This is a genomic window from Janthinobacterium lividum (genome assembly GCF_034424625.1).
Classification (GTDB): Bacteria; Pseudomonadota; Gammaproteobacteria; order Burkholderiales; family Burkholderiaceae_D; genus Janthinobacterium; species Janthinobacterium lividum.
The window spans coordinates 4,722,070-4,734,823 of the sequence record NZ_CP139976.1; the positions used below are offsets into that span (position 1 = coordinate 4,722,070).

Here is a 12,754-nt window from a genome sequence, read left to right on the forward strand (position 1 = left end):
CTGACAATCAATTATGCGAAACGGGCTTTTTCGGCGGCGTTCAGGCGCTTGGCCTTGACGACCACCACGTGCATGGCAGCCTTGCCCGCTGGCGCAGCCAGGGTGGCGGTGGAGCTGGCCACTTGCAGGGCCGGGGCGGCCGGGGCGATGGCGTAGCAGCTGGTGCCGAGCAGGATGGCGGCGGCAACGGCAATGACTTCCATGTTTTTAGCGACGTTCATGTTGTTCTCCTCGGGTGTCTGGCAGTGGGCTTGCGGTATGTGATCACTATAGCCATACCGCTCCCGGCAGACACGCCGATTGCGACGAAATGCGCTTTTGGCAGGCTGGCCTGACAAAAACGCGGATAAACGTCGATTTACTGCTGCGCGCTTAAAACTCTTCCCACTCGTCGGCGCCGGACTTGGCCGCCTTGACGGGCCTGGCCGGCGACAGCGCGCGGGCCGGCGCGCGCGGCGCAGGGGCCACAGGCTTAGCCTTGAGGCGCGTCACGGACGCCGGTGCCGCAGCTGGCGCATCGCCCAGGCGGAACATGCCGACGGCTTGCGCCAGGTCCACGGCCTGTTCCTGCAGGCTTTCCGCGGCGGCGGCCGCCTGCTCGACAAGGGCCGCGTTTTGCTGCGTCATGGTATCCATGTGCGTGACGGCCGTATTGATTTCGCCGATGCCGGCGCTCTGTTCGCGGCTGGCCACCGTGATCTCGCTCATGATGGTGGTCAATTGCTGCACCGACGCCACCACCTGATCCATGGTCTGGCCCGCTTCATCGACGAGGCGACCGCCCGCATCGACTTTTTCCACCGAGTCGCCGATCAATTCCTTGATTTCCTTGGCCGCGCCAGCGGAGCGTTGCGCCAGGTTGCGCACTTCGGACGCCACCACGGCAAAGCCCCTGCCCTGCTCGCCCGCGCGCGCCGCCTCGACGGCCGCATTCAGGGCCAGGATATTCGTCTGGAAGGCGATGCCGTCGATCACGCCGATGATGTCGACGATCTTGCGCGAACTTTCCTGAATGCCGGCCATGGTGCCGACCACTTGCTGCACCACGCGGCCGCCCTTGGCCGCCACTTCCGAGGCGGATACGGCCAGCTCATTGGCCGCATGCGCGTTTTCCGCATTCTGCTTGACGGTCGAGGTCAGCTCATCCATCGAGCTGGCCGTTTCTTCCAGCGCGCCCGCCTGCGCTTCCGTGCGCGAAGACAGGTCGGCATTACCTGCAGCAATATCGGCCGACTCGCTGCGCACCAGGGTGCTGATGCTGCGGATCTGCACCAGCACGGTGGCGATCTTTTCGACAAACAAGTTAAACGCCTTGGCGATCTGCGCCAGCTCGTCCGAGCCTTCCGCGTCGAGGCGGCTGGTCAGGTCGCCGTCGCCCGTGGCGATCGCTTCCATCGCATCGCGCACCAGGCCCAGGCGGCGCAAGGCGCGCGCCACCAGCGCGCTCAATACCGTGGCGGCCAGGGCCAGCACCAGCAAGGCCGTCAAGGCCGAGGCGCGCAGCATGGAGGTCAATGCCTGCGTCGCTTCTGCGCGGTCGAGCACGGTCGCCAGCAACCAGTCGCTGCCAGACACCTTACTTACATGCAAGATGCCGTCACGCTCGCCCAGGCGAATGGCGGCGCCATCGCCGCTCTTTTCAATATCGGCCAGCGCCTGCGCGCTCAGGCCCGGATCGAGCTCGGCCAGGGGCTTCAAGGTCAGCTTGCCGTCCGGGTGGGCGATGATCTTGCCGCCGCCATCGACGAGGAAGGCATAGCTGGACGCCGTCGGCTTGATCGATGCGACGTTTTGCACCACGGCATCCATCATCACGTCGGCCGCCAGCACGCCCGTCACGCTGCCCTTGCCGCCCAGCGACTCGGCAAACGTCACCACCAGCTTGCCCGTGCTGGCGCCGATATACGGCGCCGTGATGACGGGGCCGCCCGCTTCGGACGCCAGCTTGTACCAGGGCCGCGCCGTAGGATCATAGTCTGCGGCGCGCTTGCGCTCTTGCGAAAAGACGGCGTGCTTGTCGGCAAAGCCGATATACGCCATGTCGAAGGTGCCCGCCTGCTCGGCCGCCTTCAGGGCCGGCAGCGGATCGGCTGCCGTGGCGCCCTGCTTGAGCGAGCCCACCACGGCTTGCTTGGAGCGCAGCCATTCGGCGATGGCCGCGGCATGGCTGTGCGACAACTGCAGCATCTGCGTGTCGAGCGCGGCCAGGGTGCTGGAACGCGTAGTGAAGAAATTGGCGATGGCAACGGCCAGCATGGCCAGCACGACGATGGAAACGGCGATGGCGATCAGCCGCGCCTTAAGGGAGGACAACATGGTGCATCCAATAAAAAAGAGAAAATCGGGAGGGATGCGCCATGGTCGATGAATAAGATTTTGTCGTCAAGCAATACTGACAGTCAATTACCCATAAACAACAATTGATACCATATATTAATTACAGCTCGCCGCGCAGCTTGCGCAGGGCCGGCGATTCACCACCCGTCGCTTCGATGCGGAAACGGGCAAATGCCTGCTCCAGTTCAGGGTACTGGCGCAAGCCGCCTTCCGTAAAATAACGCCCGCCGGGGATGTCGCCCCACGGCAGCGGCGCGCTCAAGGCCCCGCTGCCCGCCAGGGCCAGCAGCGGTTCCAGCGCGCTGCGCAGGTCGGCCACCTCCCCATCGGCGGGCGCCAGCCGGGCCAACAATTGCTCCAGTTCGGCGGCATGGGCTTGCAAACGCTGTTGATCCATCATCTCTCCTCAATTCTTGATCGTGCCGATCAGCACGGGCGCCGACCACAAGTTGCGATTTGGCAATAAATACTGCTGCGCCCCGCCACGGCGCCGCACCAGACCGCCCAGCTCTTGCGTCGGCGCCACCTGGCTGACGAACACGTTGACGGTGCCCTTGGGCATGATCTGATACACATCATACAGCGGCGCCTCGATCTTCAAGGGCAAGCCGAAACAGTCGGCCAGGCTGGCGCACTGGCCCGACGCCAGCTGCAATTGCGCGCTGGTGGTGAAATACGGCGAGTACGGCGACACGTTCTGGCCATGCGGCACGATCTTCACCAGCGCGGCCGACATGGCTTGCAAATCGGGCAAGGTGCTGCCGGAAGCAAGCTGCTCGACGGCGCGCGCGTAAATCGTCTCGGCCGGGGCGGCTGGATCGGCGGTGCGCAGTTCGCGCAGGAATTGCCGGCCCGGTGCGCTGTCCAGGTAGGGATCGATCGCTTCGCGCTGCAAGCCCGCCGTCTTGAAGGTGCTGAGGTCATTGATTTCGCGCGCATGCACGGCGCGCAAGGCGTCGAGGTCTTGCGCCGGCATGGCCGCGGACGCGGCGGCGATGGGGATGGGCAACGGCACCGGCGTGGGTGCATTGTCCAGCTGCGCCCGGACACCGGGCGCGACGGCAAGCAGAAAGGCGGCGGCCAGACCGCAGAATGTGCGCATGCTGCATCTCCTTGGAAGACTCGTTCAGGGGAAGGTCCCACCCCGAATCTACAAGGCGCGGCAGCGGCCGATACGCGCTGGATCAAGACCCATGCACACGTCGGCACACACCTTCGATACAGCGCAAACAAGGCGTAAAAAAACCGCCAGGGCTTGCGCGCCGGCGGTTGTTGAGCATGCGGACTAGGCCGCACTCAGCCTGACTTAAGCGGCTGGCGCTTCGTTGCCTTCGGCAGCTTTCATCGACAGCTTCAGACGGCCGCGGTCATCCGTTTCCAGAACCTTGACGCGGACCAGCTGGCCTTCTTTCAGGTAGTCGGCCACGGCGTTGACGCGCTCGTTGGCGATCTGCGAGATGTGCAGCAAGCCGTCCTTGCCTGGCATGACTTGCACGATGGCGCCGAAGTCCAGCAGTTTCAGCACGGTGCCTTCGTAGGTCTTGCCCACTTCGACGGAAGCGGTCAGTTCTTCGATGCGGCGCTTGGCTTCCTGGCCGGCAGCAGCGTCGACGGAAGCGATGGTGACCACGCCTTCGTCGCTGATGTCGATCTGGGTGCCCGTTTCTTCGGTCAGCGCGCGGATCACGGCGCCGCCCTTGCCGATCACGTCACGGATTTTTTCCGGGTTGATCTTGATCGTGATCAGACGCGGTGCGAAATCGGACAGTTCGGTTTTGACGTGCGGCATGGCTTTTTGCATTTCGCCCAGGATGTGCTCGCGGCCTTCCTTGGCTTGCGCCAGTGCCACTTGCATGATTTCCTTGGTGATGCCCATGATCTTGATGTCCATCTGCAGCGCCGTGATACCGTTGCGGGTACCGGCTACCTTGAAGTCCATGTCGCCCAGGTGATCTTCGTCGCCCAGGATGTCGGACAGCACGGCAAACTTGCCGCCTTCCTTGATCAGGCCCATGGCGATACCGGCCACGTGTTCTTTCATCGGCACGCCGGCGTCCATCAGTGCCAGGCAACCGCCGCACACCGATGCCATCGACGAGGAACCGTTCGATTCCGTGATTTCCGATACCAGGCGCACCGAGTAGCTGAACTCTTCAGCGGCTGGCAGGGCGGCGATCAGCGCGCGCTTTGCCAGGCGGCCGTGGCCGATTTCACGGCGTTTTGGCGTACCGACACGGCCCGTTTCGCCGGTGGCGAACGGAGGCATGTTGTAATGCAGCATGAACGAATCGGTGAACTCGCCCATCAGCGCATCGATCTTCTGGCTGTCGCGGGCGGTGCCCAGCGTCGCCACGACCAGCGCTTGCGTTTCGCCGCGCGTGAACAGGGCCGAACCGTGGGTGCGTGGCAGCACGCTGGTGCGGATCGAGATCGGACGCACGGTGCGCGTGTCGCGGCCGTCGATGCGTGGCTCGCCGTCCAGGATCTGCGTACGCACGATTTTCGCTTCGATGTCGAACAGGATGTTGTTGACTTCAGCGCTGTCGATGGACGCGCCGCCGGCGGCAGCCGCTTCGGCCGACAGGTCGGCGATCACTTCCGACGTCGCCGCTTTCAGCTTGGCCGTACGCTCTTGCTTGTCCTTGGTTTGATACGCGTCATTGATCTTGGCGTTGGCGAAATGCGCGACGCGGGCGATCAGTGCTTCGTTTTTCGGCGCAGGCGCCCATTCCACTTCCGGCTTGCCGCCGTCACGCACCAGGTCGTGAATCGCGTCGATGACGACTTTCATCTGGTCGTGGCCGAAGACCACGGCGCCCAGCATGATTTCTTCGGACAGCTGTTTCGCTTCCGACTCGACCATCAGCACGGCCGTTTCGGTGCCGGCGACAACCAGGTCCATTTCCGACGTTTTCAGCTGCTGGACGGTCGGGTTCAGGATGTACTGGCCATTGGCGTAACCGACGCGCGCTGCGCCGATAGGACCGTTGAAAGGCACGCCCGATACGCACAGGGCGGCCGATGCGCCGATCATGGCAGCGATGTCCGGATCGATTTCAGGGTTGACCGACAACACGTGAATGATGACTTGCACTTCATTCAGGTAGCCTTCCGGGAACAGCGGACGGATAGGACGGTCGATCAAACGGGATGTCAGTGTTTCTTTTTCGGAAGGACGGCCTTCGCGCTTGAAAAAACCGCCCGGGATTTTACCGGCAGCATAGGTTTTCTCGACATAATCAACCGTCAAAGGGAAGAAATCCTGGCCTGGCTTGGCATCTTTGCGTGCCACTACCGTTGCCAGAACGACGGTATCTTCGATCGACACCAGCACTGCGCCGGATGCCTGACGTGCGATTTCGCCGGTTTCCAGGGTCACTTGGTGTTGACCGTACTGGAAGGTTTTCGTAACTTTGTTAAACATGGGGTATCCCTTTTCTAATTGCCGACAGATTTTCAGGGGCTGTCGTTCACCTCACCACAGGCGGCAGAAACATCGTTGCCACCTTTACTACTTTACTTTTAAAACATGATATCGGGAGAGAATACTGTACTTCTCGATATAAATCCGGAATTCAAATGACAAAATGCCCGCGTCAGCGAACTGGCGCAGGCATTTCTGTATAAACCTTGTACGGCAAAAATTACTTGCGCAGACCAAGTTTAGCGATCAGGTCGCGATAACGGGTAGCGTCTTTAGCCTTCAGGTAGGACAACAGGCTCTTACGACGGTTGACCATCATGATCAGGCCGCGGCGGGAGTGGTGATCTTTCGAGTGGGCTTTGAAGTGGCCGTTCAGTTCGTTGATGCGAGCTGTCAGCAGTGCAACTTGCACTTCAGGGGAGCCGGTGTCGTTTTGACCACGTGCGTTGTCCGCGATGATAGCGGCTTTGTTGATGTTTTCTACTGTCATGATAAACCTTTCACATGCGGTGCACAGAGTCTGAACCCTATCCACCGTGAACTACGATTATTAAAATACTGGCCTATGCTGCCAACCAGACGCGCAAGTATATCGGAAAAATGCCCGCCTGTATCCTGCCGTGCGCGCTTTTCTCGGTGCATGATAGGGTTTTCCTGCATTTCAGGAGGTCAAACATGAAAAAACTGCTCAAATTGGCAACACCGCTGCTGTTTGCCGTGCTGGCCGGTTGCGCCAGCTGGAACGCCCCGCCGCCCCAGCCGGGCGAGCCGCGCGCCGCCGTGGAAGCGCGCCTGGGCCGGCCGACGAATATCTATCAATTGCCCACCGGGCCTGAACTGGAATACGCGACGGGACCGTACGGCCAGTACACGTATATGGCCCGCTTCGGCCCCGATGACAAGCTAATTTCCTACGAGCAAGTGCTCGACACGCCGGGCTTTGCCCGCATCAAGGTGGGCGTGTCGACCCAGCAAGACGTGCTGCACACCCTGGGCCGCCCGACGGAAACATCGTACCTGTCGCTGCCGAAACTGCACGTCTGGTCCTACCGCTACAAGGAATCGGGCGTCTGGGATTCCATGATGCACGTGCACTTCGACCACGACGGCATCGTGCGCATGATGATGAACGGGCCCGATCCGGCCAAGGAAGAGCGGCGTTTTTTTTGGTAGAACATTACCAGCGTAACGACGCCTGATAAAACCGTAGCGAGCGGCAGTGATTTGTGGCCGAGAAGCGCAGCCGTGCTGAAGCACGGTGAGCATCGCCGGCTGCAAAGCGCGACGCGCAGTAGGTTTGATCAGGCGTACTGCCTACGGCTGCGGGTCGATACGTTCATCCTTGGCATGCAGTTTATTCAAGGCTGACAGATACGCCTTGGCCGAGGCCACGATGATGTCCGGGTCGGCGCCCACGCCGTTGACGATGCGCCCGTCGCGCGACAGGCGCATGGTGACTTCGCCCTGCGACTGCGTGCCCGTGCTGATGGCATTGACTGAAAACAAGACCAGCTCCGCGCCGCTGGCCGCCGCGCTTTCGATGGCGTTGACGGTGGCGTCGACGGGGCCGTCGCCCCGCCCTTCGCAACTCAGTTGCTTGCCGCCGACGAGGAATTCCACGCGCGCATGCGGCACGGCGCCCGTCGTCGACTGCTGCGTCAGTGAAATGAAACGGTAGTGCTCACTCTCCTGCGCCTGCTGTTCTTCGCTGACGAGGGCCATGATGTCTTCGTCGAAAATCTCGGATTTCCGGTCCGCCAGCTCCTTGAAGCGGATGAAGGCGGCGTTGATGTCCGCTTCCGATTCCAGCGCGATGCCCAGCTCGTGCAGCCGCTGCTTGAAGGCGTTGCGGCCCGACAGCTTGCCGAGGACGATCTTGTTGGCCGTCCAGCCCACGTCTTCGGCGCGCATGATTTCATACGTCTCGCGCGCCTTCAAGATGCCATCCTGGTGGATGCCGGACGCGTGCGCAAAGGCGTTCGCGCCGACGACGGCCTTGTTCGGCTGCACGGCAAAGCCCGTGATTTGCGACACCATCTTGGATGCCGCCACGATTTGCGTCGTATCGATGCCCACCGTCAAGTTGTAATAGGCGGCGCGCGTGCGCAGCGCCATCACCACTTCTTCCAGCGCCGTGTTGCCGGCCCGCTCGCCAAGGCCATTGACGGTACACTCGATCTGCCGCGCGCCGCCGATCATGACGCCGGCCAGCGAATTGGCCACAGCCAGGCCCAGGTCGTTATGACAATGGACAGACCAGATGGCTTTATCGGAGTTCGGGATGCGTTCGCGCAAGCGCTTGATGGTATTACCGAAGATCTCCGGCACGGCGTAACCGACCGTGTCGGGGAAATTGATGGTGGTGGCGCCCTCGGCGATCACGCCCTCCAGCACGCGGCACAGGAAATCCTCGTCGGAGCGGCTGCCGTCTTCGGGGCTGATTCGATGTCGTCCGTGAACTGGCGGGCAAAGCGCACGGCGTTCTGTGCCTGCAGCAAGACTTCCTCGGGCGTCATGCGCAGCTTCATCTGCATGTGCAGGGGCGACGTGGCGATAAAAGTGTGGATGCGCTTGCGCTCGGCCGGCTGCAGGGCTTCGGCGGCGCGGGCGATGTCGCGGTCGTTGGCGCGCGACAGCGAACAGATGGTGGACTCGCGCACGGCGCCGGCTATCGCCCGTATCGACTCGAAATCGCCCTGCGAGGCAGCGGCGAAGCCCGCTTCGATCACGTCGACCTTCATGCGTTCGAGCTGTTTGGCGATGCGCAGCTTTTCCTCGCGCGTCATGGAAGCGCCCGGCGATTGCTCGCCGTCGCGCAAGGTGGTGTCAAAAATGATGAGTCGGTTGCTGGTGTTCATGGCTGCTCCTGGCTGGCTGAAGACTGGCGACGCTACCGACTCAGCGCATCAATGCTCGGGGTCGGTCTGGATGATGCTGACGGGCTTGCCCTTCGCCATGCGCCAGAAAAACACGGCGTAGCCGGACAGGCCATAGGCGACGAAGATCGGGAACAGCACTTTCGGCGGATCAATGGAAATGAGCGCAAAAAACAATGCCAGCAGGAATACCACGATAAAGGGCACGGACTTGCGGAAATTCACATCCTTGAAACTGTAGAACGGCACGTTGGTGACCATGGTCAGGCCGGAGAACAAGGCGATCGTCCACGAGACCCAGGCCAGCTGGTTGCCGGCAAATTCCAGGTCGTTCATCAGCAGGATGAAACCGGCCACCATGGCCGCCGCCGCCGGGCTGGGCAAGCCCTGGAAGAAGCGCTTGTCGACCACGGCGATATTCGTGTTGAAGCGTGCCAGGCGCAAGGCGGCGCCGGCGCAATACACGAAGGCGGCCAGCCAGCCCAGCTTGCCCATGCCGCGCAGCGACCATTCATAGATCACCAGCGCCGGCGCGGCGCCGAACGACACCATGTCGGACAGGCTGTCGTACTGGGCGCCGAATTCGCTCTGCGTATTCGTCAGGCGGGCGATGCGGCCGTCGAGGCCGTCGAGGATCATGGCGATGAAGATGGCCCAGGCTGCGTGTTCGAATTTCTGGTTCATGGCCATGACGATGGCGTAGAAGCCGCAAAACAGGGCTGCCGTCGTGAAGGCATTCGGCAACAGATAGATGCCGCGGCGGCGCAAGGTTTTCTTGCCAGTGCCATCGCTCACCGGTTGGCGCACGAATTTGCTGAAGCGGGACGCTTTGGATACTGCGGGGGTGCCGTTCTTGCCTCTACGACGGGGGAAGTTTGCCATGTTGTTCCATATCTTGTGTACTGCGGGGATTCGGTGCCAGATGGCAGGCGCATTCGTCTTGCGGCATGCGCCTGCCGATGTTGCCATTATAGAGGAGCCACCGCCAAAGAAAAGCGCGGCGGCGTCAAGCTGGCAATATTGACGCCGATACTATCCTATTTGAACTTGATCTTCGCCACCAGGCCCATGTTCAGGGTCGTTTCGCCCGCTTCGAAGCTCGGTTCGGCCACCTGGTTGCCGCCATAGCCCATGGCATCGGCGCTCATGTTGCGCGCGCCGGCCACGCTGACGCGCTGGGCGTAATTGCCCGAACCTTCGAAATCGATGGTATCGATCACGGCATCATTGACATTGCGACCCATGGCGCCGGCGATGGCGGCCACGCGCTCGTTCAAGTTCTTGTACGCGGCCGCGATGCGCTGGTCATCGAGCTTGCGGATGGTGGCCGGCGCCAGGCCGAAATTCAAGCGGTTCAGGGTCAGCACGCCTTGCGCCGCGGACACGGTTTTCGGCAAGGCGGCCAGGTTGGTCGTCGTTACCTGCAGATACTGGCCCACTCGCCAGCCGGTCGGCACACGCGGCTTGGCGGCGGCGCCCGGCGGCAAGGGCGCCGTTTCCGGATACACGGCATACGTGTAGTAGCCCTGGGTCTTCAGCACGGCTTGCGGGTCGGCTTTCTTGACGATGGCCGCGCCCTGGTTCATCTTCTGGTTCACGCGCGAGGCGGCGGCGGCCTTGTCCTTGTCCTGCTCTTCGATGGCCAGGGTGACGGTCACCTGGTCATTCGCATGCACCACTTCGCCGTTGGCGGGCACCACCACGAGTGTGCCGGAGGTGGGCAGGGCCTGGGCTTGTGCGCTCAGGGCAACGGTAGCGGCGGCGGCTGCCAGCATAGCTTTCATGACGGTCATAGTGTTCTCCTGGAAATAATGGGGCAAAAACGACCATGGGGCCAGCAGCCCCATGATCTTTACAACATGCTAACGCGGAAGCATTTCCGCGCGACTCAGCTTACTTGAGCTTACTTGAACTTGACCTTGCCGACGACGCGCATGTCGAGCGTCGTTTCGCCCGGCTCGAAGCTCGGTTCGGCAACGGTGCTGTCTTCAGCCATCTTGGCGCTGCGCATCATCATCGGCGCGGCGGCAGCACGGTTTTCGGTGACATAGTTGCCCGAACCTTCGAAGTCCACCGTATCGAGCACGGCGTCGGAAACGTTGCGGCCCATGGCCTTGGCGATGGCGGCCACGCGCTCGTTCAGGTTTTTATACGTGGCGGCGATGCGCTGGTCATCCAGCAGGCGGATGGTTTCCGGCTTCAGGCCGAAATTCAAGCCATTCAGGGTCAGCACGCCTTGCGCCGCCGACACGGTTTTTGGCAGGGACGCCAGGTTGGCCGTCGTCACTTCCAGGTACTGGCCCACGCGCCAGGCCGTTGGCAGGCGCGGCTTGGCAACGGCGCCAGCCGGCAATGGACGCTCTTCCGGATACACGGGATAGGTGTAGTAGCCGTACGATTTCAATGCTGCCGACGGATCGGCCTGCTTGACGATGGCGATACCCTTGTTCATCTTCTGGTTGACTCTCGACGCGGCGGCAGCCTTGTCCTTGTCCTGTTCTTCGACGGCCAGGGTAGCGACCACCTGGTCATTGACATGCTTGACTTCGCCAAACGCGGGTACGACCACCAGGGTGCCGTTGGTCGGCAGGGATTGGGCTTGTGCGCTCAGGGCAACGGTGGCGGCGGCGGCAACAAGGACGGATTTCATCACGGTCATGGGGGTACTCCTAGGTAGTTAATATGGCTGACAGCCAGCGAAGGGGACGCTTTTGCCATCCCTTTCGCCTGAGAAACTTGTCAAACTGTGTAGATTCTAACGCCTCATTCATTCCTGTGGCGCAAATTAACAAATCGTCACAAAATGTGCTTGCCAGTCACATCTGCTCACATTTCAACACAGCGACATTCAAAATAACAGTGTTCTTAGTGACCGTGCACTGCGCCGCCGCTGCGCCGGCCCGGCTTGAAACTATGCCGGTGCGCGCGCCAGGCGATGGTCAGTGCCACCATCAGCAAGGCCAGCATGGCCCACGGGAACGACGCCGCGCCATAGCCGTCGAGCAGCATGCCGCCCGCCAGGCCGCCGCCCGCGATGGCCACGTTCCAGATGGTCGCCACCATAGCCTGCGCCACATCCATGCCGTCGCCAGCCGCGTCCGCCGACGCCGTCTGCAGCAAGGTGCCGGCGCCGCCAAAGGTGATGCCCCAGATGGCCATGCTGACATAGATGACGATCGGGGAGTCCATCGCCAGGCCCAGCGCCACCATCACGAGGGCAAACGCGGCGATGCAGCCAAGCACGAGCGGGCGCAGCCAGCGGTCGATCAGCTGGCTGACCAGCCAGATGCCGGCCAGCGAGCCCACGCCATACACAAGCAGCACCAGGTCGACGCGGGGGCGCAAGCCTGACGGCGCCAGGAACGGCGCGATGTAGGTATATAGAATGTTATGCGCCAGCATCCAGGCGACGATGACGGCCAAGATCGGCCGCACGCCCGGCGTCATGAACACCTGACGGATCGACAGGCGTTCGCCATTCTTTTGCCCCGGATAATCGGGCACGGCCAGCAACACCCACGCGACCAGCACCACGGCCATGCCGGACATGATGCCGAAGATGCTGCGCCAGCCCAGCACGCCACCCATCAGGGTGCCCAGCGGCACGCCCAGCGACAGGGCCAGCGGCGTGCCGATCATGGCAATGGCCATCGCCCTGCCCTGCTGTTCGACGCTGACCATGCGGCGCGCGTATCCAGCCATCAAGCCCCAGGCCAGGCCAGCGGCCATGCCGGTGACGAAGCGCGAGGCCAGGGCGACCATATAGTTGGGCGACAGGGCCGTCGCCGTATTGAAGATCAAAAAGCCAATGATGGCCAGCAGCAAGACATTGCGCCGGCGCCAGCCGCTCGTCAGGGCCGTCAGGGGAATCGCCGTCAGGATGGAACCGATGGCGTAGACGGTCACCAGCTGGCCCGTCATGACTTCGGAAATATTCAGGTCCCGGGCAATCTGCGGCAGCAAGCCGGCCGGCAAGGTTTCCGACAGGAGGGCGAGAAACGCCGTCATGGCCAGGGCCAGCAAGGCCAGGACGGGAAGCCGTTCGGAAACGGAGGATTCTGCAGCGCCCGGCATGGGTACTGTGGCGGTAATGCGGTCGGTCATAGGGGTCCTTCAG

12 protein-coding genes and 1 pseudogene are annotated in these 12,754 nt (G+C 62.1%); 1 reads left to right on the plus strand and 12 read right to left on the minus strand.

Translation table 11 applies throughout. The features are described from left to right. Positions 1-11: 11 nt before the first annotated feature. The 6 genes from U0004_RS21380 to rpsO form a co-directional block, all read right to left on the minus strand. Positions 12-221 (minus strand): hypothetical protein, encoded by a 210-nt coding sequence (locus U0004_RS21380; protein ID WP_071653667.1) that lies wholly within the window; start codon positions 219-221, stop codon positions 12-14. Positions 222-372: 151 nt separating this feature from the next. After that, on the minus strand, positions 373-2,316 hold the full coding sequence (locus U0004_RS21385; protein WP_070255630.1) for a methyl-accepting chemotaxis protein: 1,944 nt from the start codon (positions 2,314-2,316) through the stop codon (positions 373-375). A gap of 121 nt (positions 2,317-2,437) precedes the next feature. Further along, on the minus strand, positions 2,438-2,734 hold the full coding sequence (locus U0004_RS21390) for a hypothetical protein (RefSeq protein ID WP_070282162.1): 297 nt from the start codon (positions 2,732-2,734) through the stop codon (positions 2,438-2,440). Between the two features lie 9 nt (positions 2,735-2,743). Beyond that, a complete protein-coding gene (locus U0004_RS21395; protein WP_070255633.1) occupies positions 2,744-3,439 on the minus strand; it encodes a hypothetical protein in 696 nt (231 codons plus the stop codon). Positions 3,440-3,643: 204 nt separating this feature from the next. Beyond that, positions 3,644-5,761 (minus strand): polyribonucleotide nucleotidyltransferase, encoded by a 2,118-nt coding sequence (pnp, locus tag U0004_RS21400; RefSeq protein ID WP_010399742.1) that lies wholly within the window; start codon positions 5,759-5,761, stop codon positions 3,644-3,646. A 220-nt stretch (positions 5,762-5,981) separates the two neighbouring features. Next, positions 5,982-6,251, minus strand: coding sequence for a 30S ribosomal protein S15 (gene rpsO / locus U0004_RS21405; RefSeq protein ID WP_010399743.1), 270 nt, complete (start codon positions 6,249-6,251; stop codon positions 5,982-5,984). 185 nt (positions 6,252-6,436) lie between these two features. Between rpsO and bamE the strand changes: the two genes are divergently transcribed. Further along, positions 6,437-6,934, plus strand: a complete 498-nt coding sequence (gene bamE, locus U0004_RS21410; RefSeq protein WP_070255636.1) for an outer membrane protein assembly factor BamE domain-containing protein — start codon at positions 6,437-6,439, stop codon at positions 6,932-6,934. A gap of 141 nt (positions 6,935-7,075) precedes the next feature. On the opposite strand, the gene U0004_RS30115 is transcribed toward bamE, so the two are convergent. From U0004_RS30115 to U0004_RS21435, 6 genes and pseudogenes are all read right to left on the minus strand, one after another. Next, on the minus strand, positions 7,076-7,876 hold the full coding sequence (locus U0004_RS30115; protein ID WP_370452838.1) for an alpha-isopropylmalate synthase regulatory domain-containing protein: 801 nt from the start codon (positions 7,874-7,876) through the stop codon (positions 7,076-7,078). Then, positions 7,853-8,619 (minus strand): annotated as a pseudogene (locus tag U0004_RS30120) (2-isopropylmalate synthase); the annotation flags it as partial. The pseudogene U0004_RS30120 and the gene U0004_RS30115, both read right to left, overlap by 24 nt. 48 nt (positions 8,620-8,667) lie before the next feature. Next, positions 8,668-9,519, minus strand: a complete 852-nt coding sequence (gene pssA, locus U0004_RS21420; protein ID WP_070255639.1) for a CDP-diacylglycerol--serine O-phosphatidyltransferase — start codon at positions 9,517-9,519, stop codon at positions 8,668-8,670. 155 nt (positions 9,520-9,674) lie between these two features. Next, complete coding sequence (locus U0004_RS21425; RefSeq protein WP_070255643.1) at positions 9,675-10,430, minus strand: SIMPL domain-containing protein; 756 nt, start codon at positions 10,428-10,430, stop codon at positions 9,675-9,677. 110 nt (positions 10,431-10,540) lie between these two features. Further along, a complete protein-coding gene (locus U0004_RS21430; RefSeq protein WP_034779548.1) occupies positions 10,541-11,296 on the minus strand; it encodes an SIMPL domain-containing protein in 756 nt (251 codons plus the stop codon). A 206-nt stretch (positions 11,297-11,502) separates the two neighbouring features. Beyond that, the gene (locus tag U0004_RS21435) at positions 11,503-12,741 is read right to left on the minus strand and encodes an MFS transporter (protein WP_081345584.1); all 1,239 of its coding nucleotides are present in this window, start codon (positions 12,739-12,741) and stop codon (positions 11,503-11,505) included. Between the last annotated feature and the right edge of the window lie 13 nt (positions 12,742-12,754).